This is a genomic window from Streptomyces gardneri (assembly GCF_006539185.1).
GTDB classification, from domain to species: domain Bacteria; phylum Actinomycetota; class Actinomycetes; order Streptomycetales; family Streptomycetaceae; genus Streptomyces; species Streptomyces gardneri.
In genome coordinates, this window is the sequence record NZ_BJMN01000031.1 from 77,929 (window position 1) to 102,789 (window position 24,861).

Genomic DNA, 24,861 nt, shown 5'->3' on the forward strand with positions numbered 1-24,861 from the left:
CAGCAGATGGAAACGATCATGGGGGAGACGGCAGCCATGGGAGAGACGACCGTGCACGAGGTCGACGGCGCGAGGATCGAGCAGGCGCTCGACGGCATCAGGGGGCGGATCTTCGGCCGCTGGCACGACCTCCGGTACGGCAGCGGCATGTCGCTGACCGGCCTCGGGGAGACCCGCGACGAACTCCTGGACCACATCGGCGCCCGCACCCTGGAGGACCCCGCGCTCGCCGCGGACCCCTCCCGCGCGGCGCTGCTCACCGCCGCCGAGTGCGCACTCGGCGTCCTGGGCATCGGCTGCTTCCCCGACGGGGACTGGGACGTCCCGCTGCCCCTCGCGGGCGAGACCCTGAGCAGCGACGACCAGCTCTTCGACGAGGGCTGGGACCGGGGACACCGGGTGCCCACCGCGCGGACCTGGGTGGACGCCTTCGCACTCTGCCTGATCAGCGGGCTCGCCTGGGAGCGCCGACGGGTGATCGGGCCGCTGCTCCACGAGGACTACGCGCCCGCGATCCGCTCCGGCGTGCCGTACTCGCGCTTCGACTCGGTCTCGGAGCCGGCTGACCTCGCCGAGATGGACGCCCTGTGCGCCTACCTGACGGTGGAGCACGGCCCCATTCCCGGCGCCGTGCCCGGCGACGTACCGCTGCGCCGGCCCGGTGCGGAGGAGCTGGCGGCCGCGGCGGCACGACTCGACGCGGCGGGGGAGCTGAGCCCGGACCAGCGGCTGCTGCGCGTCCTGCTCGACGACGACCGCGAGGCCTTCGAGCGGGCCCTCGTGGAGCGGCTCGACGCACACCGGGCGGGCGTCGGCGCCGACGCCGAGCCGAGGACCCTGCTGCCGGTGGGGACCGTCGCCCTGGCCGCCCTCGCCCACCTGGCACACGGCTGGGAGCCGACGGTCCGCTCCGGCTACCTGCCCGGGGCGCTGCTCAGCGCGCCGGTGTCCGCATAGCCGGACCGCCCGGACCCCCGCCGGTGCGGCGGGGCTCCGGGCGGTCCGGGGTGTTCTCAGGCGCTCGCGAGCGCGGAGTCGGTCTGGGCCGGGATGTCCGCCGTGGGGACCGGGCGCTCGCGCATGCTCAGGGCGAGCCGCAGCACCGCGATCCACATGAGCGACGAGCCGAGCATGTGCACGGCGACCAGGACCTCGGGGACTCCGGTGAAGTACTGGACGTAGCCGATCCCGCCCTGCGCGAGCAGCACGACCATCAGGTCGCGGGCGCGGGCCCGGGTGTCGACCGGGGCGTCCACCACGCGCAGCACCAGCCACATGGCGAGCGCGAGCGCGCAGACGACCCAGGCGGCGATGGCGTGGAGGTGGGCGGCGTCCGTCCAGTCCCACGGCATGCGCGGGACGTCGCTGCTGTCACCGGCGTGCTTGCCGGCGCCGGTCACGGTCGTACCGAGCGCGATCAGCAGACCCGAGGAGATCGTGATCGCCCACGACAGCTTGCGCACCGGGCGCGGCACGCGCGGCCGGGGCGGGGTGTCGCCCTCGCCGGTCCGGTGCCAGGTGATCACGGCCACCGTGAGCAGGGCGTTCGCGGCGAGGAAGTGGCCGGCGACGGTCCACGGGTTGAGGCCCATCCACACCGTGATGCCGCCGATGACGGCGTTGCTCATCACGATCCAGAACTGCGCCCAGCCCCAGCGGGTGAGGTTGCGGCGCCACGGCTTGGTGGACCGGGTGGCGATGATCGCCCAGCCGACGGCCGCCGACAGGACGTACGTCAGCATCCGGTTGCCGAACTCGATCAGGCCGCGGTAGCCCTGCTCGGGCGTGACGATGAGGCTGTCTTCCGTGCACTTCGGCCAGGTGTCGCAGCCGAGACCGGAACCGGTCAGCCGGACCGCGCCACCCGTGACGATGATGAGAACGCTCATCACGACGGCGGAGAGCGCGGCACGCCGGAGCGTCCGGGGGGACGGGGTCCAGCGCTGGGCGATGGAGGCGAGGGGGTTCAGCACGGGCCCCATCGTAGGACGGGGCTTGTGCACGCTTTCACGAGGGGGGTGGCTTGTCGGGAAACGTCACCCTCTGAACCCCTCCGGCTACTCCCAGCGGAAGAATTTCGCCGCCGCGCCGAGGCCGAGGATCGCCCAGACCGCCAGGACCAGGGCGTTGCCCCACGGCATTGCCGCGCCGTGCTGGAGGACGTCCCGCAGGCCGTCCGAGAGGGCGGAGATCGGGAGCAGTTCCAGGAGCGAGCGGGCCGGTTCCGGGAACTTGTCCAGCGGCACGATGACCCCGCCGCCCACCAGGAGCAGCAGGAAGACCAGGTTGGCGGCGGCCAGGGTGGCCTCCGCCTTGAGGGTGCCCGCCATGAGCAGGCCGAGGCCCGAGAAGGCCGCCGTGCCGAGGACCAGGAGCAGCAGGACGGAGAGCGGGTTCCCTTGCGGGGACCAGCCGAGTGCCAGGGCGATGGCGGTGAGGAGGGCGACCTGGAGCACCTCGGTGACGAGGACGGCGAGCGTCTTGGCCGTCATGAGCGCCCAGCGGGGGAGCGGTGAGGCGCCGAGTCGCTTGAGCACCCCGTACCGGCGCTCGAAGCCGGTCGCGATGGCCTGGCCGGTGAAGGCGGTCGAGAGCACGGCGAGCGCGAGGACGCCCGGGGCGAGGAAGTCGACGGCCTCGCCGGCGCCCGTGTCGACGATGTCGACCGTGGAGAAGAGGACGAGGAGCAGCGAGGGGATGATCACCGTCAGGAGGAGCTGCTCGCCGTTGCGCAGCAGCATCCGGGTCTCCAGGGCCGTCTGCGCCGCGATCATCCGGCCGACGGGGGCGGCGCCGGGCTTCGGGGAGTAGGTACCCGTGCTCATGACCGCAGCTCCTTGCCCGTGAGCTCAAGGCTGTGTCCGCCCGGGGGGCAACCCCCGGACCCCCGGCTGACCCTGGTGTCGTCCGGCATCATCCGCGCAGCTCCTTGCCCGTGAGCTCAAGAAAAACGTCTTCGAGGGTGTGGCGTTCGACGGAGATGCCCTCGGGCATGACGCCGTGCTGGGCGCACCAGGTGGTGACCGTGGCGAGCAGCTGGGGGTCGATGGTGCCCGTGATGCGGTACGTGCCCGGGAGGGGCTCCGCGGCGGCCGTGCCGTCCGGGAGTGCCTTGAGCAGGGCGCCCAGGTCGAGACCGGGGCGGCCGGTGAAACGCAGGGTGTTCTCGGCGCCGCCGCGGCAGAGCTGCTCGGGGCTGCCCTGGGCGGCGACCCGGCCGGCGTCGATGATGGCGACGTCGTCGGCCAGCTCCTCGGCCTCCTGCATGAAGTGCGTGGTGAGGACGATCGTCACGCCGTCGGCGCGCAGCTCGCGTACGAGGTCCCAGGTGGCGCGGCGGGCCTGCGGGTCGAGTCCGGCGGTCGGCTCGTCGAGGAAGACGAGCTCGGGGCGGCCGACGACGGCCATGGCGAGCGCGAGGCGCTGCTGCTGGCCGCCGGAGAGCCGGCGGTAGGTGGTGCGGCCGCAGGAGCCGAGGCCGAGCCGCTCGATCAGGGCGTCCACGTCCAGGGGGTGGGCGTGCAGCTTCGCCATGTGGCGGAGCATCTCGTCGGCCCGGGCGCCCGAGTAGACGCCACCCGACTGGAGCATCACGCCGATCCGGGGGCGGAGCGCGGCCGCGTCGGCGACCGGGTCGAGGCCGAGGACGCGGACGGTGCCGCCGTCGGGTCGGCGGTAGCCCTCGCAGGTCTCGACGGTGGTGGTCTTGCCGGCCCCGTTGGGGCCGAGGACGGCGGTGACGGTGCCCGCCCGCACGTCGAGGTCGAGGCCGTCGACGGCGGTTTTGTTTCCGTACCGCTTGACCAGGCCACGTACCTGGACGACGGACTCATTTCCCATGGGCGGAAGTCTAGAGAGGGGGCGGAGGTCCTCCCGGCGCGGGGCCCGGGTCGCCCCGGGGGGTCGGGACGTCTCGCGGGGTGGGTTCAGGGGCTGTGGCCTGCGTGTACTGGTGCATCGGGCGCCTCGGGGAGGGGCCGGTCCGCGGGCCGAATTCGTCCTACGAATGATCATTTCCGCAGGTCAGGTAAGCCTTACCTGAGTGACGCACGGCACCGCCGCCGCCGACGACGCGGCTTGTCAGTCCCTGATTAATTACGCAACAATGGCGTTGTGAAAAACGTTGGCGCGGCTCCGGTGGAGGAACTCGCGACCCGAGAGCGTTCCACGCGCAACCGGGTCGCGCGGTCGATCCTGGATCACGGCCCCTCGACCGTCGCCGACCTGGCCGGGCGGCTCAGCCTGACCCAGGCCGCCGTCCGACGCCACCTCGACTCGCTGGTCGCGGAGAACGTCGTCGAGGCCCGTGAGCAGCGCGTCTACGGCACCCGCTCCCGCGGTCGCCCCGCGAAGATCTTCGCGCTCACCGACTGCGGCCGGGACGCGTTCGACCAGTCGTACGACTCCCTGGCCGTCGAGGCGCTCCGCTGGATCGAGCGCAACGCCGGTGGGGAAGCGGCGGTCGCCGCCTTCGCCCGCGACCGCATCGAGGCCCAGGGCGACACGTACAGGGAAGCCGTCGAGACGGCCGATCCCGCCCGGAAGACCGAGGCGCTCGCCAAGGCCCTGACGGCGGACGGGTACGCTGCCACTGCGCGGAACGCGCCGGTCGGCGAGCAGCTCTGCCAGCACCACTGCCCGGTCGCACACGTCGCCGAGCAGTACCCGCAGCTGTGCGAGGCGGAGACGGAGTTCTTCTCCCGCCTCCTGGGAACGCACGTCCAGCGTCTGGCCACCATCGCGCATGGTGACGGCGTCTGTACGACGTTCATCCCGCACAGCGCCCCACAGACCAACTCATCAGCATCTGTCAGCACGGCCGGGAGGAACCCCGCATGACCACCGAGATCAGCCACCCCGAGCTTGAGGGCCTGGGTCGGTACGAGTACGGCTGGGCCGACTCCGACGCGGCCGGTGCCACCGCGAAGCGCGGTCTGAACGAGGACGTCGTCCGCGACATCTCCTCGAAGAAGAACGAGCCCGAGTGGATGCTGAACCTGCGTCTCAAGGGTCTGCGGCTCTTCGGCAAGAAGCCCATGCCGACCTGGGGCTCCGACCTCTCCGGCATCGACTTCGACAACATCAAGTACTTCGTGCGGTCCACCGAGAAGCAGGCCGAGTCCTGGGAGGACCTGCCGGAGGACATCAAGAACACGTACGACAAGCTCGGCATCCCCGAGGCGGAGAAGCAGCGCCTCGTCGCCGGTGTCGCCGCCCAGTACGAGTCCGAGGTCGTCTACCACCAGATCCGCGAGGACCTGGAGGAGCAGGGCGTCATCTTCGTCGACACCGACACGGCGCTGAAGGAGCACGAGGAGCTCTTCAAGGAGTACTTCGGCACCATCATCCCGGTCGGCGACAACAAGTTCGCCTCCCTGAACACGGCCGTGTGGTCCGGCGGCTCGTTCATCTACGTGCCGAAGGGCGTGCACGTCGAGATCCCGCTCCAGGCCTACTTCCGTATCAACACGGAGAACATGGGCCAGTTCGAGCGGACGCTGATCATCGTCGACGAGGACGCCTACGTCCACTACGTCGAGGGCTGCACCGCCCCGATCTACTCCTCGGACTCGCTGCACAGCGCCGTGGTCGAGATCATCGTGAAGAAGGGCGGCCGCTGCCGCTACACGACCATCCAGAACTGGTCGAACAACGTCTACAACCTGGTGACCAAGCGCGCCGTCGCCTACGAGGGCGCCACCATGGAGTGGGTCGACGGCAACATCGGCTCCAAGGTCACCATGAAGTACCCGGCCGTCTACCTCATGGGCGAGCACGCCAAGGGCGAGACCCTGTCCATCGCCTTCGCGGGCGAGGGTCAGCACCAGGACGCCGGCGCCAAGATGGTGCACATGGCCCCGAACACCTCCTCGAACATCGTCTCCAAGTCGGTGGCGCGAGGCGGCGGCCGCACCTCCTACCGCGGTCTCATCGAGATCGGCGAGGGCGCCCCGGGCTCCAAGTCCAACGTGCTCTGCGACGCGCTGCTCGTCGACACGATCTCCCGCTCGGACACGTACCCCTACGTGGACGTGCGCGAGGACGACGTCTCCATGGGCCACGAGGCCACCGTCTCCAAGGTCTCCGAGGACCAGCTCTTCTACCTGATGAGCCGCGGCCTCACCGAGTTCGAGGCCATGGCGATGATTGTCCGCGGCTTCGTCGAGCCCATCGCCAAGGAGCTCCCGATGGAGTACGCCCTGGAGCTCAACCGGCTGATCGAGCTGCAGATGGAAGGTTCGGTCGGCTAAGGCCCCGCACCGCACCGCAGCGACCGATTTTCTTTACGTACGCAGGAAGAGAGCAACACGACAGCCATGGCTGAGGCTCAGAACATCCCCGCGGGCTCCACCACCGCGGGCTCGATCGCGGTGGCCGCCGAGTCCACCGTCGCCACGCGCATGAGCGCGCCCCCGTCCTTCGACGTCGCGGACTTCCCGGTCCCGCACGGTCGCGAGGAGGAGTGGCGGTTCACGCCGCTCGCGCGACTGCGCGGCCTCCACGACGGCACCGCCGTCGCGTCCGGCGAGGGCGTCAAGGTCGAGGTCCAGGCCCCCGAGGGCGTCACCGTCGAGACCGTCGGCCGTGACGACGAGCGTCTCGGCAAGGCCGGCAAGCCCGTCGACCGTGTCGCGGCCCAGGCGTACTCCTCCTTCGAGAAGGCCTCGGTCGTCACCGTCGCCAAGGAGGCCGTCCTCACCGAGCCGATCCGCATCGCCGTGCACGGCGAGGGCGGGGTCGCCTTCGGCCATCAGGTGATCGAGCTCGGCGCCTTCGCCGAGGCCGTCGTGGTCATCGACCACACCGGTGACGCGGTGCTCGCCGCCAGCGTCGACTACGTGCTCGGCGACGGCGCCAAGCTGACCGTCGTCTCCGTCCAGGACTGGGACGAGAAGGCCGTCCACGTCGCCCAGCACAACGCGCTGGTCGGCCGCGACGCCTCCTTCAAGTCGGTCGTCGTCACCTTCGGCGGCGACGTCGTCCGCATCCACCCGCGCGTCGAGTACGCGGGCCCCGGCGGCGAGGCCGAGCTCTTCGGTCTGTACTTCACCGACGCCGGCCAGCACCAGGAGCACCGCCTCCTGGTCACCCACAACCTCCCGCACTGCAAGTCCAACGTGGCCTACAAGGGCGCGCTGCAGGGCCAGGACGCACACGCGGTGTGGATCGGTGACGTCCTCATCCAGGCCGCCGCCGAGGGCACCGACACGTACGAGCTCAACCGGAACCTGGTCCTCACGGACGGTGCCCGGGTCGACTCCGTGCCGAACCTGGAGATCGAGACCGGCGAGATCGCCGGCGCCGGTCACGCCTCGGCCACCGGCCGCTTCGACGACGAGCAGCTCTTCTACCTGATGTCCCGCGGCATCCCGCAGTCCGAGGCCCGCCGCCTCGTCGTCCGCGGCTTCTTCGCGGAGCTGGTCCAGCAGATCGGTCTGCCGGACGTCCAGGAGCGTCTCCTCGCCAAGATCGAGGCCGAGCTGGAGGCCTCCGTCTGATGGCCTTCGTCCGAGTCTGCGCGCTGAGCGAGCTGGAGGCCGACACCCCGAAGCGGGTCGAGGTCGACGGCACGCCGGTGTCGGTCGTGCACACCGAGGGCGAGGTGTTCGCGATCAACGACATCTGCTCGCACGCGAACGTCTCCCTCTCGGAGGGCGAGGTCGAGGACTGCGCCATCGAGTGCTGGCTGCACGGGTCGAGCTTCGACCTGCGCACCGGGAAGCCCTCCGGCCTGCCGGCGACGCGCCCCGTGCCCGTATACCCCGTAAAGATCGAAGGGGACGATGTGCTCGTCTCCGTCACCCAGGAGTCCTGAGTCACCCATGGCAACGCTTGAAATCCGCAACCTGCACGTCTCCGTCGAGGCCGAGAACGGCCCCCGCGAGATCCTCAAGGGTGTCGACCTGACCATCAAGCAGGGCGAGACCCACGCCGTCATGGGCCCCAACGGCTCCGGCAAGTCGACCCTGGCGTACTCGCTCGCCGGCCACCCGAAGTACACGGTCACCGGCGGCACCGTCACCCTCGACGGCGAGGACGTCCTGGAGATGTCGGTCGACGAGCGCGCCCGCGCCGGCGTCTTCCTGGCCATGCAGTACCCGGTCGAGGTCCCCGGCGTCTCGGTCTCCAACTTCCTGCGCACCTCCGCCACCGCCATCCGCGGCGAGGCCCCCAAGCTGCGTACCTGGGTGAAGGAGGTCAAGTCCGCGATGGAGCAGCTCCAGATGGACCCGGCCTTCGCCGAGCGCAACGTCAACGAGGGCTTCTCCGGCGGCGAGAAGAAGCGCCACGAGATCCTCCAGCTGGAGCTCCTCAAGCCGAAGATCGCGATCCTCGACGAGACCGACTCCGGCCTGGACGTCGACGCGCTGCGCCAGGTCTCCGAGGGCGTCAACCGCGTCCGCGAGACCGGCGAGGTCGGCACCCTGCTGATCACGCACTACACGCGCATCCTGCGCTACATCAAGCCCGACTTCGTCCACGTCTTCTCCGAGGGCCGCATCGTCGAGTCCGGCGGCGCCGAGCTCGCCGACAAGCTCGAGAACGAGGGCTACGAGGCCTACAGCACGAAGGGTGGCGCATCCGCGTGACATCTGCCCATCAGGGGCTCTCCGGCCTCCTCGACACCGAGGCGATCCGCAAGGACTTCCCGCTCCTGGATCGCGTGGTCCACGACGGCAAGAAGATCGTGTACCTCGACTCCGCGGCGACCTCGCAGAAGCCGCGCCAGGTCCTCGACGCGCTCAACGAGTACTACGAGCAGCACAACGCCAACGTGCACCGCGGCGTCTACCTGGTTGCCGAGGAGGCGACGGCGCTGTACGAGGGCGCCCGCGACAAGGTCGCGGCGTTCATCAACGCGCCGAGCCGCGACGAGGTGATCTTCACCAAGAACGCCTCGGAGTCGCTCAACCTCGTGGCCAACATGCTGGGCTGGGCCGACGAGCCCTACCGCGTGGACCACGAGACCGAGATCGCCATCACGGAGATGGAGCACCACTCCAACATCGTGCCGTGGCAGCTGCTCGCGCAGCGCACGGGCGCGAAGCTGAAGTGGTTCGGCCTCACCGACGACGGCCGTCTCGACCTCTCGAACATCGAAGAGGTCATCACCGAGAAGACCAAGATCGTCTCGTTCACGCTGGTCTCGAACCTGCTGGGCACGATCAACCCGGTGGAGACGATCATCCGCCGCGCCCAGGAGGTCGGTGCGCTCGTCTGCATCGACGCCTCCCAGGCGGCCCCGCACATGGTCCTGGACGTGCAGGCGCTCCAGGCCGACTTCGTGGCCTTCACCGGCCACAAGATGTGCGGCCCGACGGGCATCGGCGTGCTGTGGGGACGGCAGGAGCTCCTGGAGGACCTCCCGCCCTTCCTCGGCGGCGGCGAGATGATCGAGACCGTCTCGATGCACTCCTCGACCTACGCTCCGGCCCCGCACAAGTTCGAGGCGGGTACGCCCCCGATCGCCCAGGCCGTCGGCCTCGGCGCGGCCGTGGACTACCTGTCGGCGATCGGCATGGAGAACATCGCGCGCCACGAGCACGCGATCACCGAGTACGCCGTCCGGCGCCTCCAGGAGGTCCCGGACCTGCGGATCATCGGCCCCACCACGGCCGAGGACCGAGGCGCGGCGATCTCCTTCACGCTGGGCGACATCCACCCGCACGACGTGGGCCAGGTGCTCGACGAAGAGGGCATCGCGGTCCGGGTCGGCCACCACTGCGCGCGGCCGGTCTGCCTGCGGTACGGAATTCCTGCGACCACGCGGGCGTCGTTCTATCTGTACTCCACCCCGGCCGAGGTCGACGCCCTCGTCGCGGGTCTGGAGCACGTACGGAACTTCTTCGGGTAGGGGTCGGTCGTGAAGCTGGATTCGATGTACCAGGACGTCATCCTGGACCACTACAAGCACCCCCACGGGCGCGGTCTTCGGGACGGCGACGCCGAGGTGCACCACGTCAACCCGACGTGCGGCGACGAGATCACGCTGCGCGTGAAGTACGAGGGCTCGCGCATCGCGGACGTCTCGTACGAGGGTCAGGGCTGCTCGATCAGCCAGGCTTCGGCCTCGGTCCTGAACGAGCTGCTCGTCGGCAAGGAACTGGCCGAGGCGCAGAAGATCCAGGGCACCTTCCTGGAGCTGATGCAGTCCAAGGGCCAGATCGAGCCGGACGACGCGATGGAGGAGATCCTGGAGGACGCGGTCGCGTTCGCGGGCGTCTCCAAGTACCCGGCCCGGGTGAAGTGCGCGCTGCTCAGCTGGATGGCGTGGAAGGACGCGACCGCCCAGGCGCTGGGTGACGACGAGAAGTCTGTGAGGAAGTCGGCATGACCGAGAACGCTGGGGCCACCATGAAGCCGGCCTCCGAGGAAGAAGTCCGCGAGGCGCTGTACGACGTCGTCGACCCCGAGCTGGGCATCGACGTGGTCAACCTCGGTCTGATCTACGGCATCCACATCGACGACTCGAACGTCGCGACGCTGGACATGACCCTGACGTCGGCGGCCTGCCCGCTGACCGATGTGATCGAGGACCAGGCGAAGTCCGCGACGGACGGCATCGTCAGCGAGCTCAAGATCAACTGGGTCTGGATGCCGCCGTGGGGTCCGGACAAGATCACGGACGACGGCCGCGAGCAGCTTCGCGCGCTCGGCTTCAACGTCTGAGAGACGGACTCGTGTGAAACGGCCGTGCCCTTCGGGGCACGGCCGTTTCGCGTACGCGGTGCCGCTGCGTCAGTGCCGTCTGCCCCAGTCGCCGCGCGGGCCCGTGTCGGGGCCGGGGGAGAGGCCGGCGGCCCGGGCGAGGTCCGGGGCCAGGTTCTCCTTGCGGATGCGCAGGTCGACGTAGATCAGGGACGTCACGAGCGGGGGGAAGACGGAGACGGCGAGCTGGCTGACCAGCTGTCCGACGAGCACGAAGGCGATGATCACGGCGAAGGCGGCGATCGTCGCGCTCTCGCCGTCGCCGGAGAAGTCGATGGCGGCGATCGGCGCCGAGGCCACGATCGAGAGCAGCTGCTGGATCACCCAGCTGACGAAGGTGGTCGCCACCGCGACGAGCAGCATGATGCCGAAGGAGCGCCACCAGAAGCCGCGGACCAGGGCCGAGGAGCGGCGCATCGAGGCGATCGCGCCCTGGCCCTCCATGACCGCGGCCGCCGGGGCCAGGCTGAACTTCACCCAGATCCAGAGCGCGAGCGGGGTGACGAGCAGGGCCAGGAGGAAGGCGAGGACGGGCAGGAGGAGGTAGTTGCCGTCCGGAACGCCGTTCGAGTCGGCCGTGGCCGAGAACAGCGCCAGGAACATGCCGACCGTGCCGACGAGGACGATCGCGAACGGGAGCATCAGGGCGGCGCTCGTCAGGAACACGGTGCCCAGGACGGCCGGCATCCGGGACCAGGAGCGGCGCCAGAGCGCGCCGAAGCGGGTCGGGCGGCCGAGGACGGCTTCCTGGATCACCGCGGGGCAGGCCGCCGCCATCAGGGCGTTGGCGCAGACGATCGCGATCACGGCGGCGATCCAGACGAGGACGAACGCGACGATCAGCGGCCGGACGTCGTCCCACTGGGGCTCCTGGCCCACGGGCAGGTCGAACACCGCGGGGAAGAGGTCGCTCACGGCCGCGTACGCGATGCCGATGGCCGCCCCGACGAAGAGGAGCGCCGTGCCGTAGACGGCGGCGGTGACGCCGAGCAGCTGCTTCCAGTGGCGCCCGAAGGCGGCGAAGGTGCCGGAGAGGATCGCCCCGAGGGTGAGCGGTGCCAGGGGTATGACCCCGGGTCTCGGAGGCGGAGGCGGCGGCGGGTAGCCGTAGCCGTACGGCGGCACGGGGGGGAACGTCATGCCGGACACCGTATCCGTAGCCGATGCGCACATCCGTACTATTTCATGTGTACGCCTGTACGCATCGATGTGTACGCTCGTACGCATGGGATACGGACTCCTGGCGGGCGCCATCGTGGCGGAGATCCTCGCCACCACCTCGATGAAGTACAGCGACGGCTTCTCCAAGCTCTGGCCCTCGCTGATCACCGGCGCGGGTTACCTGATCGCCTTCGCGCTCCTCGCGCAGGCCCTCAAGACGCTCCAGGTCGGCACCGCGTACGCCATCTGGTCCGGTGTCGGCACCGCCGCCGTCGCCACGATCGGCATCCTCTTCCTCGGTGAGACCCTCAGCCTCGCCAAGATCGCCGGGATCGTCCTCATCGTCGCCGGGGTCGCCGTCCTCAACCTCGGCGGCGCGCACTGATGGCCCGGGCCCGCCGCCACGACCCCGAGCGGCGCGAGCGGATCGTCGCCGCGGCCCTCCGGGTCGTCGGGCGGTCCGGCCTCGCCGGACTGAGCCACCGCACGGTGGCCGCCGAGGCGGACGTGCCGCTCGGCTCCACCACGTACCACTTCGCCTCCCTCGACGAACTCCTCGTCGCCGCCCTCCGCGAGGCCAACGAGGGCTTCGGGAGGCTGCTCCGCGAGAGCCCCGCCCTCGCCGATCCGGCCATCGGCCTCGCCACCGCGCTCTCCCGGCTCCTCGCGGAGTGGATGGGCGGCGAACGCACCGGCGTGGAGCTGGAGTACGAGCTCTATCTCGCCGCCCTCCGCCGGCCCGCCCTCCGCCCGGTCGCCGCGGAGTGGACCGAGTCCGTCGTCGCCGCGCTCTCCGCCCGGACCGATCCCGCCACCGCACGCGCCCTGGTCGCCCTCATGGACGGCATCTGCCTCCAGGTCCTGCTCACCGGCGGCACGTACGACGAGGAGTACGCGCGCGAGATGCTGGCGCGGGTGCTGGAGCCGGGCCGGTAGGCGGGCCTGTCTGTAGGGGGTGTCGGCTCATCCGGCGTCCGGGGCGGAGCCTGCGGCCAGGTGGTGCGCCAGCTGGGACGGGTGCGTCAGCTGGGGGTAGTGGCCGGCTCCGGCGATCTCGGTCACCGGGTGGTCGACGGCCGCGACCAGCGGGTCCTTCGCGCCCACGACGATCCTGACCGGCACACCCACCCGGTCGAGCAGCGCCCGCGAGCGACGGCGCTCGGCGGCGTCCGTGCGCAGCGCCGCGGCCACCCGGCGCGCCACCCCGCGACGGCGCAGATCCGCCGCCGCGCTCTCCACCTCCGCCCCCTCGGGAACGCCCAGCGTCCGGGCCAGCCGGGCGGCGGACATGCGGCGGAGCACCGGCGCCGCCAGGCCCGAGCGGGCGAGCCGCGCCGCAGGGGCCTGGAGGAACGCCGGGGAGACGAGGACGAGCTCGCTGACGCGGTCCGGGTGGTCGACGGCGAAGCGGAGCGCGGGTCCGCAGGCCGCGGAGTGCGCGACCAGCACCGGGCGCGTCGACACGGGGCTCAGCAGGTCGGCCAGCCACGCGTCCACCGGCCGGTCCGTCGCGGCCGAACGGCCGAGGCCCGGCAGGTCGGGGGCGAGGACCGGACCGGGAAGGAGGGCGGCGAGGGGCGCCCAGAGGTCGGCGTTCATCGGCAGGCCGTGCAGCAGGACATGGGCGGGGTGCTGCCGCTCGCCGGTCACCCAGGTGCGACTGCCCGCCACGGCGTGGAAGCCGTACGGGCGGAGCCAGGGCGAGGCCCCGCCGAACCGCGCCGCCACCAGGTCGTCGGCCCACTCGCGCAGGGCGTCGGCGGCCGGCGGCATCTCCAGGCCGGCGCTCGCGGCGAAGGCGCGGGCGGACGCCGTCGGATAGCGGTCGTTCGACAGGAAGGACAGCGTCTCGGGATCGGCTCCGGTCAGCTTCGGCGGCAGCCGCCGCAGCAGGCCTGCGGGGACGGTCCGCCGAGGGGCCCGGACGCCGGTGTGCTCGGCGACCGTCCGGATCAGGTCGGGCAGGAGGGGCGTGCTGTCGTCGAGCACCCAGTAGTGCTCGCCCGCGGGCGCGGAGGGGACCTCAGCCAGGAACCGCGCGAAGTAGTCGATGGTGGTGATCGGCAGGAACGTGTCGCGGCTGCCGGGCAGCGCGGGGAGCCGCCCGCGCCACAGGTCCTCGACGAGGGAGGCGAGGCCGACGTACTGGCCGGGCCCGATCACGGTGCTGGGATTGGCGATCGTCAGCGGGACCCCCAGCTCGCGGGCCCGGGTGCGCACCGCGAGGTCGGCCTCGGACTTGGAGGCCTCGTACGCGCCGAGAGCGGCATAGTCGGCGGGGCCGTCGGCCGCGCTCACCCGGTAGCCGCTGATGTGCACCAGGCGCCGCAGCCCGGGCAGCGCGGCGGCCCATTCGAGTACGTGGAGCGCCCCGGTGACATTGGTCGCCCGCGCCTCCTCCGCGCCGAGGCCGAAGGCGAAACGGGCGGCGGCGTTGTAGACGTCCCGCGCCTCGGGCAGCCCCGAGAGCGGCCGGGTGATGTCGGCGGTGACGATCTCGAGACCGGCGGTGTCCACGCCCTGGGAGGTCAGCCAGGGGGTGAGGGTGTCCTTGCGTACGGCTGCCGCCACCCGCAGGCCCCGGGTGAGCAGCTCGGCGACGAGGGAGCGGCCGATGAAGCCGGTCGCGCCGAAGACGATCGCGTCCATGGGACTCCTTGGAGAGGTTGATGAACACTGAATAGATCGGTCTACATATTTTTTGGGCAGAAGGAAGGCCCGCCGTCGTGCGGCGGGCCTCGGTCAGCCCAGCAGAGTGTGGACCTGGCGGGCGACACGCTCCAGAGGGTCCCTGCTGCGGTGCGCCCGGGCCAGCAGGAGCGCCCCCTCCACCAGGGCCAGGACCGTGACGGCGAGGTCGTCGGCGTCCGGGCGGCTCGACAGCCGTGCGCGCAGGGCCGTCTCCCAGGAGGAGTAGACCTCCGAGCACACCTCCTGGAGCGGGTCGTTGGCGGCGGCCGTCTCCAGTGCCACCGTGGCCACCGGGCACCCCTTGCGCCAGTCCGACTCCGCGAGCCGGTCGCCCAGGTGGCGCAGCACGCCTTCGACGAACTCCGCCGGTGAGGGGTCGGTGCCGGCCGGCTCGCCCAGGGCGTCGCCGATCGCCTGCCCTGCCCGCCGGACGGACTCGCCGACCAGCTGGTCCTTGCCGCCGGGGAAGTGGAAGTAGAGCGAGCCGCGGGGTGCGCCGCTGGCCGCGATGACCTGGTTGAGTCCCGTGCCGAAGTACCCGGCCGTCTCCACCAACTCCTGTGTCGCGTCGAGGAGTCGGTCCCGCGTCTCGGCGCCCTTCTGTCCCATGACCGTAAAGTAGACCGATCTATATATTTTCTCAACCCTCCCCCCGGTCCTCTCCCCGGTCCCCTTCCCCGCCTACGCGCTCGACCGACACCTGAGACCGGTTGGCCCGCGCGGGGGCCCGACCGTTAGGTTTTCCGTCATGACCACTGCTCCTCGCACCACCGGCGCCGTCGCCGCCGGCCTCGCCACCATCGCCGGTGACGGCTCCGTTCTCGACACCTGGTTCCCCGCCCCCGAGCTGACCGACGCGCCCGGCCCCGCCGGCACCGAGCGGCTCAGCCCCGACGAGGCCGTGAACGCCCTCGGCGAAGGGGCCGCCAAGGCCCTCGGCGTGGACGCCCGCCGCGGCGTCGAGGTGGTCGCCGTCCGTACCGTCATCTCCTCGCTCGACGACAAGCCGCTCGACGCGCACGACGCCTACCTGCGCCTGCACCTGCTCAGCCACCGGCTGGTCAAGCCGCACGGCCAGAGCCTGGACGGCGTCTTCGGCCTCCTCACCAACGTGGCCTGGACCTCGCTCGGCCCGGTCGCCGTGGACGACATCGAGAAGGTCCGGCTCAACGCCCGCGCCGAGGGCCTGCACCTCCAGGTGACCTCGATCGACAAGTTCCCGCGCATGACCGACTACGTCGTGCCCGCCGGGGTCCGCATCGCCGACGCCGACCGGGTGCGCCTCGGCGCCCACCTCGCCGCCGGTACCACCGTCATGCACGAGGGCTTCGTCAACTTCAACGCCGGCACCCTCGGCACCTCGATGGTCGAGGGCCGGATCTCCGCCGGCGTCGTCGTGGGCAACGGCTCCGACATCGGCGGCGGCGCCTCCACCATGGGCACCCTGTCCGGCGGCGGCAACGTCGTCATCTCGATCGGCGAGCGCTGCCTGATCGGCGCCGAGGCGGGCGTCGGCATCGCCCTCGGCGACGAGTGCGTCGTCGAGGCCGGTCTGTACGTCACGGCCGGCACCCGGGTCACCATGCCCGACGGTCAGATCGTCAAGGCCCGCGAGCTCTCCGGCGCCTCGAACATCCTCTTCCGCCGCAACTCGGTCACCGGAGCCGTCGAGGCCCGCCCGAACAACGCGGTCTGGGGCGGACTGAACGACATCCTCCACAGCCACAACTGATGCGGTGACTCTGCGTCAACAGTCGACGTTAGGCAGGACGCAGAGTCACTGTACGCAGACAAGGCGAGGAGTCGACATGAGGACGAAGCCCACGGTCGCCGGGGTGCTCACGGCGGTGGCGGTGCTGCTGCCGGCCGGCACGGCCCAGGCGGACGAGACACACACGCACAACGGCCCGACCGTGACGAACGGCCCGAGTCTCTCCCTCCACACCGGGCAGATCGACGACCCGCTGGAGGACGTCCTGGAGCACGCCGCGATCCTGGGCCGGACCTACACGACCGACTCCGCCTGAAGCAGCGCTTCGAGCGCACCCCGCAGCCCGTCGACCGTCTCCCGGTCGGCGGGCTGCAGCGGTTCGCGCACGGGCCCGCCGAGCAGCGCCTTGGCGGTCACCGTGCCGGGCAGCCCCGAGGCCATCATCAGCTCGGCCAGCGGCATCGTCCGGGCGTGGAGCAGGGCCGCGCCCGCGGTGTCTCCGGCGTCGAAGGCGTCCAGGACCGCGCGCAGCTGCCGCGGCGCCACATTGGCCACCGTGCTGACATAGCCGGCGCCGCCGACCGCGTACAGCGGCAGGTTCAGCTCCTCGGCACCCGAGTAGTACGCGAGCCCGGTCTCCGCGATCAGCCGGGCCGAGGCCAGGAGGTCGTACGAGCAGTCCTTCACCGCCACGATCCGCGGGTGCTCGGCGAGCCGCCGCATCGTCGCCGGCTCGACGCGCGTGCCCGTGCGGCCGGGGATGTCGTAGACCATCACCGGCAGCTCCGTCGCGTCCGCGACCTTCAGGAAATGCGCCTCGACGGCCGCCTGCGGAGGCCGGCTGTAGTACGGGGTGACGACCAGCAGCCCGTCGGCGCCCGCCTTCTCGGCCTGGCGGGCCAGCTCCGCGGTGTGCCGGGTGTCGGCGGTGCCGACGCCCGTGAGGAGCGACGGGCCCGGACCCACGACCTCCCGGACGGCGCGGACGAGCGCGGTCTTCTCGGCGTCCGTGGTGGTCGGCGACTCACCGGTGGTGCCGTTGAGGACCAGGCCGTCGCAGCCCTCCGCCACCAGGTGCGCGGCCAGCTCGCCCGCCCGGTCGAGGTCGAGCGCGCCGGAGGGGGCGAAGGGCGTGATCATCGCGCAGAGCGCGCGGCCGAAAGGGCGTTCAGTGCTCATCCGGCCAGTCTGGGTGCGAATGACCGTGAAGGTCCACTTAGTTCTGCTTGGCCGGAGAATTCAGTTCTGCTGAACGATGGCCGTCTGGCATGATCGGCCGCCTCGACATCCTCGTCAACTGCGCGGGCACCACCCTCCCCCATAGCCTTAAGGGCATGGGGGGACCCCCACCATCCCGCACGACGACCTCGAAGCCGCCTCGCCCGACGTGTGGCGGCACCTCTACGACGTCAACGTCATCGGCGTCTGGCAGACCGTCACCGCCGCCGTCCCGCACCTGCGGAAGACCCGCGGCAGCATCGTGACGATCTCCTCCCAGGCCGGCGTCCGCCCGGGCGGCAGCTCCATCCCGTACGCGGTCTCCAAGGCCGCCGTCAACCACATGACGAAGCTCCTCGCCAAGACCCTCGGCCCCGACGTGCGGGTCAACGCGGTCGCGCCCGGACTCATCGACACCCCCTGGTTCGACGGGGTCGACGGCGCCGACGCGGCCAAGGCCCATGTCGCGGACGTCGTCCCGCTGCGCCGGGTCGGCAGCCCCGAGGACATCGCGCGGGCGGTCTTCGACCTGGCCCACGCCTCGTTCATCACCGGCGAGGTGCTCCTCGTGGACGGCGGCGGGCACCTGCTCGGCTGACCCGTCCCTCAGAGGGGCAGCTTGAATCCGTCGTGGCTGCGCGCGAAGCCCAGCGAGGCGTAGAAGCGGTGGGCCTCCGTCCGCCGCTTGTCGCTGGTCAGCTGGACGAGCGCGCAGCCGCGCGCGCAGGCCCGCGCCACGGCCCGCTCCATCAGCTCCCGCCCGAGACCGCCGCCCCGCCGGTCGGCCCGGATCCGTACCGCCTCGATCAGGGCCCGCTCGGCGCCGCCCTTGCCGAGCCCCGGGATGTACGTGATCTGGAGGCAGCCCAGGGCCTGCTCGCCGTCCGTCAGGACCAGCATCTCGTTGCGCGGATCGGCCTCGATGTCGGCGAAGGCCCGCTCGTACGCCTCGGTGACGGTGATCGAGGCCGGGTCCACGGCCGTGTCCTCGTCGGCCAGGAGCGCGAGGACGGCGGGGAGTTCGTCTCGGGTCGCGGGGCGCAGGGTCAGGTCGCGAAGGATCATGGCGCGAAGTCTCGCACGGGGACGAGGGTTGACCTCAACCTTGGTTGAGGGAGGACCGTGGAGGCATCCGAAGAACAGGAGATCTTCCATGAACGCCGTCGCCCACCCCGATGCCCGCCCCGACCTCCACCGCTCCGGAGTCGGCGCCGTCCTCGTCAGCACCTGGCGGGTCGGCACCCCCGAGCGCCAGCGCGCGGCCGTCGACGCCATCCGCAAGGCATGGGAGAGCAGGGAGTGGCCCGACCTCGGGCTGCTCTCGTACAGCGTCCACGTCGGGACCGACGGGGACACGCTGCTGCACTACTCGCAGTGGACCGCCGAGGAGGCGTACGAGGACTTCGTCCGCACCTACCGCGACGACCGGAACGCCGAGATCGACGCCGCCGTGCCCGGCATCGAGCGGGTGGAGCTCCGCCGCTACGCGCCGATCCACCGGTCCGCCGTCCGCGCCGGGAGGGGCACGGGGGAGCTGCCCGGGATCGTCGTGGTCGTCGAGGCCGACTTCGGCGGGCCCGAAGCGGGGAGCCGGGAGGACTGGGTGGACACCGTGTTCACCGCCATGGACGAGGACGCGGCGACGCGGCCGGGGTCCGGTGGGGCCGCCGCCCACTTCCATCTGTCCACCGACGGCGGCCGGGTCCTGAACTACGCCGAGTGGGAGAGCGAGCAGGCCCATGTGGAGTGGCTGGCGGACGACGCCCGGCTGGACGAGGCCTGGACGCGGGTGCACCACTACCCGGGGCTCGTGGGCGGCCGGGTGAAGCGGTACACGCCCGCGCTCAGCCTGAGCGCGGGCGTGTGACCGGGGCGCGGGGCCCCGGGTGACTACGGGCGGAAGCGGACGACCTGCGGGTCGTGGTCGCTGTCCTGGTCGGCGAACTCGGCGTTGATGTGCACGCTGTCGTACTCGAAGTGGCGCACGCCCGGGCTCGTCAGGATCTGGTCGAGGACCTGGCTGTTGCCCTGGTAGACGTACGAGTACCGCTCCGAGCGCGGCAGCGACTTCACGGCCGGGTACAGCACGTCGCCGTCGGCCAGCGCCTCCGTGGTCCCGGAGAACTCGAAGTCGTTGATGTCACCCACGACCAGGACGTCGGCCTGCTTCTCCAGGGCGACGATGTCCTTCACGAAGGCGTTGACGGCCTGCGCCTGGAGCAGGCGCTTCGCCTCGGAGGAACGGTTCGGCGGCTGGTGGTGCGAGACGATCGACTCGTCGCCGCCCTTCGAGCCGAAGTGGTTGGCGATCACGAAGACCGTGCGGCCGCGGAAGACGAACTCACCCGCGAGCGGCTTGCGGCTGCTGTCCCAGGCGGTGTTCGCCGGGTCGATCCGGCCGGGGGACACCGTCAGGGCAGCGCGGCCCTTCGAGCCCGTCACGGCAGTGGCGGAGGTCTCGTCGGTGGCCGCGCGGTCCGTGAAGGAGACCCGCTCGGGGTTGAAGAGGAAGACCTGGCGGATGTTGCCGCCGGGCTCGCCGCCGTCCTTGTTGTTCTGCGGGTCGACCGAGCGCCACTCGTACGCCGGGCCGCCGGCCGCGACGATCGCGTCCGTGAACTTCTTGACCGTCTGGTCGGCGGCGACCGTGCCGTCGTTCTTCGCGCCGTTGTTGTCCTGGATCTCCTCCAGGGCCAGGATGTCGGGCGAGGCCAGGTTGTCGACGACCGCCTTCGCGAGGGCGTCGAACTTCTCCTGCGGGTCGGTCGGGTCGAGGTTCTCGACGTTGTACGTCGCCACGGCCAGCTCGTTCTTGTGCTGCTTGTCCGTGCTCTCGCGCTCCAGGCCGCTGTCCTCGACCGTGCCGAGCGTGCGGGCCGTCAGCGTGTAGCCGCCGAACTGGTTGAAGTCGAGCGGGCCCTCGGTCGTGCCCCTCAGCCAGTCGCCGACGTTCGCCTTCGGGAAGGGCTGCTGGGCGATCGGGGTCAGCGACTGGATCTGGAGCCGGCCGGTGTTCTGGGACTCGTACGAGCCGTAGACCGTGCCGCCGCGCCAGTTGCGGTTCTCCCAGGGCTTCACCGTCACCCAGAGCTCGGAGTACGGGTCGGTGGCGCCGACCACCCGCGAGGTGCCGACGCGGACGTTGGTGCCCTCCAGGGACTCGTAGTAGTCCAGGGCGTACGTCTCCGGGTCCAGCGTCAGGCCGTTGATCGAGCCGCCGGCGGCCGGGTCGCCCTCCGGGGTGTACTCGTCGGGGACGGACCAGGGGGCGATCGTCACCGGGGCCGGGACGGCGTTGCCCTTCGAGACCACCGTGATCACGGGCTTGGAGAGCTGGGTCAGCGACTGGTTGCCGGAGTTCAGGCCGCCCGGGACGTACTCGGTGACCGTGCCGTTCACACTGACCGCGTCGCCGACGGCGACGGTCGGGACCGAGCTGGTGAAGACGAACAGGCCCTCGCTGGTCGCCGGGTTCGCGTCGGCCTCGGGGTCCTGGATCCAGAATCCGCGCGAGCCGTAGGTGCGGACGCCGGTGACGATGCCCGTCACGCCGGTGACCTGCTTGCCCACGAGCGGGGAGACGCGGGTGGTGCCCTGGATGTCGTGGACGCGCGTGCCGGTGGCGCTGTCATCGGCGGCGGCGCTCGTCGAACCGGCCAGCAGCCCGGCGGCGAGCGCGGCGGCGACGACGGCGGAGACGGCGGCGGATCTCGGTATGGAGGAAGGCATCAAGGGCTCCGGAAGGTGCTTGGAGGATCGGCAGATGAATCTACGCGCGTCAATCTCTTGTGAGAGAGGGGAACTTGTCAAGAGTCGACGGGTGTACGAAGGCTGACGGATCCGTGAACCGGCGGACAGCCCCCCGGATGCGTCTACGCTGAGTACCGCTCTTTCCCGGGAGTTCCCCCCTCCCGCCCCCCTCCTGTGCCACTTCCGTCCCACCCCCCGTCCCACCCGTACGCGTCGAGGAGACACCCCACATGTCAGCGGAGCAGCCCACCCTTCCCCCCGTTCGGCTTCCCGCGGACGCGGAGCTGGCGCGGGACGCCCTGGCCGCGCCCCTCCTCGCCCGCGCCGTGCGGCTCGCCCGCTGGGCCGGCCCCGAGACGCGGGTCGGCGCGGGCGGCGAGCTCGTCGACGAGCAACTGCAGGACGCCGTCGACGTCCTGGGCCTCACGGTCGAGGCGGACGGAGAGGACGCCGGCGAGGGCGTCGGCTCCTTCGAGGACACCGAGGCCTACGAGGAAGCCGTCGAGGAGGCCGAGATCCTGGCGGCCGACGCCTGGCGGCTCGCCGTCGACACCGGCCTCGTCGCGGTCGAGGACGGCGCGGACGACGAGACGCCCGGCGGAGCGGGGCCCGGCGAGAACCTGGCGCTGGTCACCGACGGGTCGCCCCAGGACGTCCTCGCGATCTGGCTGGACGGCTTCGACGCGGTCTTCGCCGACGCCGTCGTGCCCGTCCTCGACGACCTGGACACGATCGTCGGCGAGGACGGCGAGATCGACCTCGCGTCCCTGGACTGGGACCCCGAGATGGAGGGCGAGTTCCTGGAGGGCGTGCTCGGCAACCTCTACCTGCTGACCGTCAGCGAGGGCGGACCCGGCGACGGCCCGGTCCCGCTGCCCGCGCTCGCCGCCTCGATGGTCGTCCCCGACGACATGGGCGAACCGACCGACGACGTCCTGGAGCAGGTCTCGGACGCGATGATGCGGCTCGACGAGCAGTTCCGCCTCCTGGAGGCCATCGGGCTCGTCGAGTACCAGCCCGTCGACGAGGCCCTGATGGCCGAGGAGGGCGAAGAGCCCGCCGCGCCGCTCGACGACGAGGACGTCTCGCGCTACGGCATGGTCCGGCTCACCACGCTCGGCCTCTACGGCGTCCGGGCCCGGATGCTCGACGCCGGTGTGGACGCGCCCGCCGTCGGCGACCTCGCCGACAAGGGCGCCGACGCGCTCCTCGGCGGCATCGCCGGCTACCCGGAGGCCGCCGCGCGCGCCGAGACGGCCGCGTGGCTCTCCGGCCGCGAGGTCGAGACCGCGGCGCGGGAGCTGCTGCACGCCGCGCGGGGCGCGGACGCGGGCTCTCCGCTGCGTCGCCTCCACTGCCAGCAGGCGCTCTCCCTGGTGGGCGCGGAGGCGGAGCCCGCGGTCCGGGAGGTCCTGGACGACGCGGAGCTCGGCGGCCTGGCGCGGGTCTGGCTCGCGGAGCGGGGCGCGGCGGACGTGCCCGCGCCCTCCGAGTCGATGGTCTTCTGGCTGGCGATCGACACGATCGCGGCGCAGCTCGACGCCGACGGCGATCTGCAGGAGGTCCAGGAGCTGATCGAGGGGCTCACCGGCCGGCACAGCGGCTTCTTCGAGGCGGCCTGGCGGGTGGAGCACCCGGCGACGGGGGAGGTGCTGGAGGCGATGGGCCGGCTGCACCGGGACAAGACGGCCGCGAAGGAGGCCCGCAAGGCGGCCTTCAAGGCCCGCTCGCGGTCCGGGTCCTGACGGTTCGGACACCGGTCGGGCGCCGGCCGCTCCCGGCGGACGCCCGACAGGGTCCGGCGGGGGCGTGACCGGGCTCGGCGGGGGCGTGACCGGGCTCGGGTCGGGTCCGTGCGGGTGGTGTCGGCTCGCCGCCGGTCGGTGTCCGTTCGGCGCGGGGCCTGCGCCGGTCGGTGTCCGCTCGGGGGCGGGTCCGTGCCGGTCGGTGTCGGCTCGGTGCCGGGTCCGTGGCGGTCGGCTCCCGGCGGTCCCGGTGGTGGTCGCTCCTGTGATGCCCGGCCGGCGTTCCCGCGGTGTTTAGCTCGCGTTCGAGGGGGCACGGGAGGGTGGTTCGTATGATCCACCCGCCCCAGGGAGACCCTTACATCATGCCGCTCAATCGCCGAGAGTTCACCAAGCAGACCGCCGTCGCCGGCGCGGGGCTCGCCCTCACCGGCGTCGTCGGTGCTCTCGCCACCGCGCCCGAGGCGCTCGCCTCCGACGAGTCGGAGGTGTACGGAGCCGGGCACGGCGAGAGCCACGGCCACGCGCTCGGGTACGGGCCGCTCGTCGCCGACCCCGAGGGTGTCCTCGCCCTGCCGGCCGGGTTCTCGTACCGCATCGTCACGCACAGCGGCGTGACCCGTATGGAGAGCGGCGAGTTAACTCCCTCCAACCACGACGGCACCGCGGCCTTCGCCGGCCCGCGCGGCACCACGTACCTGGTCAACAACCACGAGCTCTACGGCCCCCGCGCGAACTGGCCCCACCCGGTCCCGCTCACCGAGGGGCTCGTCTACGACCCGACCGCCCCCGGCGGCTGCACCGTCGTCGAGATCCACCGGGACGGCACCGTCGCGGAGTGGGTCGGCCTCGCCGGCACCTCCACCAACTGCGCGGGCGGCAGCACCGCCTGGGGCACCTGGCTGACCGGCGAGGAGAACTCCGACCTCGCGGGCGTCAACGGCATGACCAAGGACCACGGCTACATCTTCGAGGTCGACCCGCGCGACCGGGGCGCCAACCTCGACCCGAAGCCGATCAAGGCCTTCGGCCGCTACGACCACGAGGCCGTCGTCATCGACCCCAAGCGCGGCCACGCCTACCTCACCGAGGACGCCGCCCTCCCCTTCGGGCTGCTCTTCCGCTGGGTGCCGCCGAAGGGCTTCGAGCACGGGCGCGGAAAGCTCCGTACGCTCGCCGACGACGCCGGTGTGCTCCAGGCCTTCAAGTGCACCGACTCCGGGGGCCGTTTCGTCGACGACCTGTCCCGGGCGACCCGCATCGGCACCGTCTACGGCGTGGACTGGGTCGACGTCCCCGACCGCGACGCCCGCACGGTCCCCGTCCGCAAGCAGTTCGGCCCCGGCGAGGTCACCCGCGGCTGCAAGCTGGAGGGCATGTGGTGGGCCGACGGCGGCGCGTACGTCGTCTCCTCCTTCGCGCGCGCGGAGTGGAGCCCCGGCGCCGCGCACGACGGCCAGGTCTGGTTCTACGACCCCAAGCGCCGCACCCTCACCCTCAAGGTGCTCCTCGGTGTGAACGCCGCGCCCGAGGAGGACGGCGCCCTCGACGGCCCCGACAACATCACCGTCTCCCCGTACGGCGGGATCGTCATCGCCGAGGACGGCCGGGGCGTGCAGCACCTCTTCGGCGCGACCGACTCCGGCCGGACGTACCCGATCGCCCGCAACGACCTCAACGACGCCGAGTTCACCGGGGTCTGCTTCTCGCCCGACGGCGGGACGCTGTTCGCCAACATCCAGGAGCCGGGCATCCTGCTCGCGATCACCGGCCCCTGGCGCCGCCAGCCCCGCCGCTGAGTCATGGGCCGGGCTCCGGGCTGCCCTTTCGGACCGCCCTGTCTGCCCCTCTGACCCCTGGTCAGGTCCATGGGCT

26 protein-coding genes are annotated in these 24,861 nt (G+C 71.6%); 17 read left to right on the forward strand and 9 right to left on the reverse strand.

Annotated features, from left to right (window positions below; all coding sequences use genetic code 11):
* Nucleotides 1-18 precede the first annotated feature (18 nt).
* Nucleotides 19-957, forward strand: a complete 939-nt coding sequence (locus SGA01_RS23735) for an immunity 49 family protein (protein ID WP_141298427.1) — start codon at nt 19-21, stop codon at nt 955-957.
* Between the two features lie 56 nt (nt 958-1,013).
* Here SGA01_RS23735 and SGA01_RS23740 read toward each other — a convergent pair whose 3' ends face one another.
* The 3 genes from SGA01_RS23740 to SGA01_RS23750 form a co-directional block, all read right to left on the reverse strand.
* On the reverse strand, nt 1,014-1,982 hold the full coding sequence (locus tag SGA01_RS23740) for a COX15/CtaA family protein (RefSeq protein ID WP_141298428.1): 969 nt from the start codon (nt 1,980-1,982) through the stop codon (nt 1,014-1,016).
* 75 nt (nt 1,983-2,057) lie between these two features.
* Nucleotides 2,058-2,825: an ABC transporter permease gene (locus tag SGA01_RS23745; protein WP_141298429.1), complete on the reverse strand. Its 768-nt coding sequence runs from the start codon at nt 2,823-2,825 to the stop codon at nt 2,058-2,060.
* 88 nt (nt 2,826-2,913) lie between these two features.
* Complete coding sequence (locus SGA01_RS23750; protein ID WP_141298430.1) at nt 2,914-3,840, reverse strand: ABC transporter ATP-binding protein; 927 nt, start codon at nt 3,838-3,840, stop codon at nt 2,914-2,916.
* 273 nt (nt 3,841-4,113) lie between these two features.
* Here SGA01_RS23750 and SGA01_RS23755 point away from each other — a divergent pair, with 273 nt between their 5' ends.
* The 8 genes from SGA01_RS23755 (at nt 4,114) to SGA01_RS23790 (ending at nt 10,671) form a co-directional block, all read left to right on the forward strand.
* Complete coding sequence (locus SGA01_RS23755; RefSeq protein WP_055644191.1) at nt 4,114-4,839, forward strand: helix-turn-helix transcriptional regulator; 726 nt, start codon at nt 4,114-4,116, stop codon at nt 4,837-4,839.
* A complete protein-coding gene (gene sufB / locus SGA01_RS23760) occupies nt 4,836-6,251 on the forward strand; it encodes a Fe-S cluster assembly protein SufB (RefSeq protein ID WP_055644192.1) in 1,416 nt (471 codons plus the stop codon). The genes SGA01_RS23755 and sufB overlap by 4 nt, the downstream gene beginning before the upstream one ends.
* Nucleotides 6,252-6,317: 66 nt before the next feature.
* Nucleotides 6,318-7,499, forward strand: a complete 1,182-nt coding sequence (gene sufD / locus SGA01_RS23765; RefSeq protein ID WP_141298431.1) for a Fe-S cluster assembly protein SufD — start codon at nt 6,318-6,320, stop codon at nt 7,497-7,499.
* Nucleotides 7,499-7,816: a bifunctional 3-phenylpropionate/cinnamic acid dioxygenase ferredoxin subunit gene (locus SGA01_RS23770; protein ID WP_030322524.1), complete on the forward strand. Its 318-nt coding sequence runs from the start codon at nt 7,499-7,501 to the stop codon at nt 7,814-7,816. The genes sufD and SGA01_RS23770 overlap by 1 nt, the downstream gene beginning before the upstream one ends.
* Nucleotides 7,817-7,823: 7 nt before the next feature.
* Nucleotides 7,824-8,591: a Fe-S cluster assembly ATPase SufC gene (gene sufC, locus SGA01_RS23775; protein WP_024757174.1), complete on the forward strand. Its 768-nt coding sequence runs from the start codon at nt 7,824-7,826 to the stop codon at nt 8,589-8,591.
* On the forward strand, nt 8,588-9,856 hold the full coding sequence (locus SGA01_RS23780; RefSeq protein WP_141298432.1) for a cysteine desulfurase: 1,269 nt from the start codon (nt 8,588-8,590) through the stop codon (nt 9,854-9,856). The genes sufC and SGA01_RS23780 overlap by 4 nt, the downstream gene beginning before the upstream one ends.
* A gap of 9 nt (nt 9,857-9,865) precedes the next feature.
* Complete coding sequence (gene sufU, locus SGA01_RS23785; RefSeq protein ID WP_055644195.1) at nt 9,866-10,336, forward strand: Fe-S cluster assembly sulfur transfer protein SufU; 471 nt, start codon at nt 9,866-9,868, stop codon at nt 10,334-10,336.
* Entirely contained in the window at nt 10,333-10,671 is a 339-nt protein-coding gene (locus SGA01_RS23790) for a metal-sulfur cluster assembly factor (protein ID WP_055644196.1), read from the forward strand. Before sufU ends, SGA01_RS23790 begins: the two co-directional genes overlap by 4 nt.
* Before the next feature lie 69 nt (nt 10,672-10,740).
* Here the strand turns inward: SGA01_RS23790 and SGA01_RS23795 are convergent, their stop codons facing one another.
* Entirely contained in the window at nt 10,741-11,850 is a 1,110-nt protein-coding gene (locus SGA01_RS23795; protein ID WP_141298433.1) for an oxidoreductase, read from the reverse strand.
* Between the two features lie 67 nt (nt 11,851-11,917).
* Here SGA01_RS23795 and SGA01_RS23800 point away from each other — a divergent pair, with 67 nt between their 5' ends.
* On the forward strand, nt 11,918-12,256 hold the full coding sequence (locus tag SGA01_RS23800) for a DMT family transporter (protein WP_435841424.1): 339 nt from the start codon (nt 11,918-11,920) through the stop codon (nt 12,254-12,256).
* The gene (locus SGA01_RS23805) at nt 12,256-12,807 is read left to right on the forward strand and encodes a TetR/AcrR family transcriptional regulator (RefSeq protein WP_141298434.1); all 552 of its coding nucleotides are present in this window, start codon (nt 12,256-12,258) and stop codon (nt 12,805-12,807) included. Before SGA01_RS23800 ends, SGA01_RS23805 begins: the two co-directional genes overlap by 1 nt.
* Before the next feature lie 27 nt (nt 12,808-12,834).
* On the opposite strand, the gene SGA01_RS23810 is transcribed toward SGA01_RS23805, so the two are convergent.
* Nucleotides 12,835-14,520, reverse strand: a complete 1,686-nt coding sequence (locus SGA01_RS23810; protein WP_141298435.1) for an alpha/beta fold hydrolase — start codon at nt 14,518-14,520, stop codon at nt 12,835-12,837.
* A 93-nt stretch (nt 14,521-14,613) separates the two neighbouring features.
* Nucleotides 14,614-15,171 (reverse strand): TetR/AcrR family transcriptional regulator, encoded by a 558-nt coding sequence (locus SGA01_RS23815; protein WP_141298436.1) that lies wholly within the window; start codon nt 15,169-15,171, stop codon nt 14,614-14,616.
* 139 nt (nt 15,172-15,310) lie between these two features.
* Here SGA01_RS23815 and dapD point away from each other — a divergent pair, with 139 nt between their 5' ends.
* Both dapD and SGA01_RS23825 read left to right on the forward strand, forming a co-directional pair.
* Nucleotides 15,311-16,294 (forward strand): 2,3,4,5-tetrahydropyridine-2,6-dicarboxylate N-succinyltransferase, encoded by a 984-nt coding sequence (dapD, locus tag SGA01_RS23820; RefSeq protein ID WP_055644200.1) that lies wholly within the window; start codon nt 15,311-15,313, stop codon nt 16,292-16,294.
* A gap of 76 nt (nt 16,295-16,370) precedes the next feature.
* A complete protein-coding gene (locus tag SGA01_RS23825; protein ID WP_055644201.1) occupies nt 16,371-16,589 on the forward strand; it encodes a hypothetical protein in 219 nt (72 codons plus the stop codon).
* On the opposite strand, the gene dapA is transcribed toward SGA01_RS23825, so the two are convergent.
* Nucleotides 16,568-17,452 (reverse strand): 4-hydroxy-tetrahydrodipicolinate synthase, encoded by an 885-nt coding sequence (gene dapA, locus SGA01_RS23830; RefSeq protein WP_141298437.1) that lies wholly within the window; start codon nt 17,450-17,452, stop codon nt 16,568-16,570. The two genes, SGA01_RS23825 and dapA, sit on opposite strands and share 22 nt — an antisense overlap.
* A gap of 208 nt (nt 17,453-17,660) precedes the next feature.
* On the opposite strand from dapA, the gene SGA01_RS23835 reads away from it, so the two are divergent.
* A complete protein-coding gene (locus SGA01_RS23835; protein ID WP_371866131.1) occupies nt 17,661-18,089 on the forward strand; it encodes an SDR family NAD(P)-dependent oxidoreductase in 429 nt (142 codons plus the stop codon).
* 8 nt (nt 18,090-18,097) lie between these two features.
* Here the strand turns inward: SGA01_RS23835 and SGA01_RS23840 are convergent, their stop codons facing one another.
* Nucleotides 18,098-18,556, reverse strand: coding sequence for a GNAT family N-acetyltransferase (locus SGA01_RS23840; protein WP_167534169.1), 459 nt, complete (start codon nt 18,554-18,556; stop codon nt 18,098-18,100).
* Nucleotides 18,557-18,644: 88 nt separating this feature from the next.
* Between SGA01_RS23840 and SGA01_RS23845 the strand changes: the two genes are divergently transcribed.
* Complete coding sequence (locus SGA01_RS23845; RefSeq protein ID WP_141298438.1) at nt 18,645-19,358, forward strand: antibiotic biosynthesis monooxygenase; 714 nt, start codon at nt 18,645-18,647, stop codon at nt 19,356-19,358.
* A gap of 23 nt (nt 19,359-19,381) precedes the next feature.
* Here SGA01_RS23845 and SGA01_RS23850 read toward each other — a convergent pair whose 3' ends face one another.
* Nucleotides 19,382-21,220, reverse strand: coding sequence for a DUF8508 domain-containing protein (locus tag SGA01_RS23850; protein WP_141298439.1), 1,839 nt, complete (start codon nt 21,218-21,220; stop codon nt 19,382-19,384).
* A gap of 251 nt (nt 21,221-21,471) precedes the next feature.
* Here SGA01_RS23850 and SGA01_RS23855 point away from each other — a divergent pair, with 251 nt between their 5' ends.
* Both SGA01_RS23855 and SGA01_RS23860 read left to right on the forward strand, forming a co-directional pair.
* Entirely contained in the window at nt 21,472-22,986 is a 1,515-nt protein-coding gene (locus SGA01_RS23855; RefSeq protein WP_141298440.1) for a hypothetical protein, read from the forward strand.
* A 365-nt stretch (nt 22,987-23,351) separates the two neighbouring features.
* Complete coding sequence (locus tag SGA01_RS23860; RefSeq protein WP_141298441.1) at nt 23,352-24,785, forward strand: alkaline phosphatase PhoX; 1,434 nt, start codon at nt 23,352-23,354, stop codon at nt 24,783-24,785.
* Nucleotides 24,786-24,861: the final 76 nt, after the last annotated feature.

Excerpts from the sequence above, each read along its gene's own strand:
- dapD (WP_055644200.1), top strand. The coding sequence starts at position 15,311 with ATGACCACTGCTCCTCGCACCACCGGCGCCGTCGCCGCCGGCCTCGCC.
- sufC (WP_024757174.1), top strand. The coding sequence starts at position 7,824 with ATGGCAACGCTTGAAATCCGCAACCTGCACGTCTCCGTCGAGGCCGAG.
- SGA01_RS23800 (WP_435841424.1), top strand. The coding sequence starts at position 11,918 with ATGTGTACGCTCGTACGCATGGGATACGGACTCCTGGCGGGCGCCATC.
- SGA01_RS23840 (WP_167534169.1), bottom strand. The coding sequence starts at position 18,556 with ATGATCCTTCGCGACCTGACCCTGCGCCCCGCGACCCGAGACGAACTC.
- SGA01_RS23815 (WP_141298436.1), bottom strand. The coding sequence starts at position 15,171 with ATGGGACAGAAGGGCGCCGAGACGCGGGACCGACTCCTCGACGCGACA.
- SGA01_RS23850 (WP_141298439.1), bottom strand. The coding sequence starts at position 21,220 with ATGCCTTCCTCCATACCGAGATCCGCCGCCGTCTCCGCCGTCGTCGCC.
- SGA01_RS23750 (WP_141298430.1), bottom strand. The coding sequence starts at position 3,840 with ATGGGAAATGAGTCCGTCGTCCAGGTACGTGGCCTGGTCAAGCGGTAC.
- sufD (WP_141298431.1), top strand. The coding sequence starts at position 6,318 with ATGGCTGAGGCTCAGAACATCCCCGCGGGCTCCACCACCGCGGGCTCG.
- SGA01_RS23860 (WP_141298441.1), top strand. The coding sequence starts at position 23,352 with ATGCCGCTCAATCGCCGAGAGTTCACCAAGCAGACCGCCGTCGCCGGC.
- SGA01_RS23770 (WP_030322524.1), top strand. The coding sequence starts at position 7,499 with ATGGCCTTCGTCCGAGTCTGCGCGCTGAGCGAGCTGGAGGCCGACACC.
- SGA01_RS23810 (WP_141298435.1), bottom strand. The coding sequence starts at position 14,520 with ATGGACGCGATCGTCTTCGGCGCGACCGGCTTCATCGGCCGCTCCCTC.
- SGA01_RS23845 (WP_141298438.1), top strand. The coding sequence starts at position 18,645 with ATGAACGCCGTCGCCCACCCCGATGCCCGCCCCGACCTCCACCGCTCC.
- sufB (WP_055644192.1), top strand. The coding sequence starts at position 4,836 with ATGACCACCGAGATCAGCCACCCCGAGCTTGAGGGCCTGGGTCGGTAC.
- SGA01_RS23805 (WP_141298434.1), top strand. The coding sequence starts at position 12,256 with ATGGCCCGGGCCCGCCGCCACGACCCCGAGCGGCGCGAGCGGATCGTC.
- SGA01_RS23735 (WP_141298427.1), top strand. The coding sequence starts at position 19 with ATGGGGGAGACGGCAGCCATGGGAGAGACGACCGTGCACGAGGTCGAC.
- SGA01_RS23795 (WP_141298433.1), bottom strand. The coding sequence starts at position 11,850 with ATGACGTTCCCCCCCGTGCCGCCGTACGGCTACGGCTACCCGCCGCCG.
- SGA01_RS23855 (WP_141298440.1), top strand. The coding sequence starts at position 21,472 with ATGTCAGCGGAGCAGCCCACCCTTCCCCCCGTTCGGCTTCCCGCGGAC.
- SGA01_RS23745 (WP_141298429.1), bottom strand. The coding sequence starts at position 2,825 with ATGAGCACGGGTACCTACTCCCCGAAGCCCGGCGCCGCCCCCGTCGGC.
- SGA01_RS23740 (WP_141298428.1), bottom strand. The coding sequence starts at position 1,982 with ATGGGGCCCGTGCTGAACCCCCTCGCCTCCATCGCCCAGCGCTGGACC.
- SGA01_RS23790 (WP_055644196.1), top strand. The coding sequence starts at position 10,333 with ATGACCGAGAACGCTGGGGCCACCATGAAGCCGGCCTCCGAGGAAGAA.
- SGA01_RS23825 (WP_055644201.1), top strand. The coding sequence starts at position 16,371 with ATGAGGACGAAGCCCACGGTCGCCGGGGTGCTCACGGCGGTGGCGGTG.
- dapA (WP_141298437.1), bottom strand. The coding sequence starts at position 17,452 with ATGAGCACTGAACGCCCTTTCGGCCGCGCGCTCTGCGCGATGATCACG.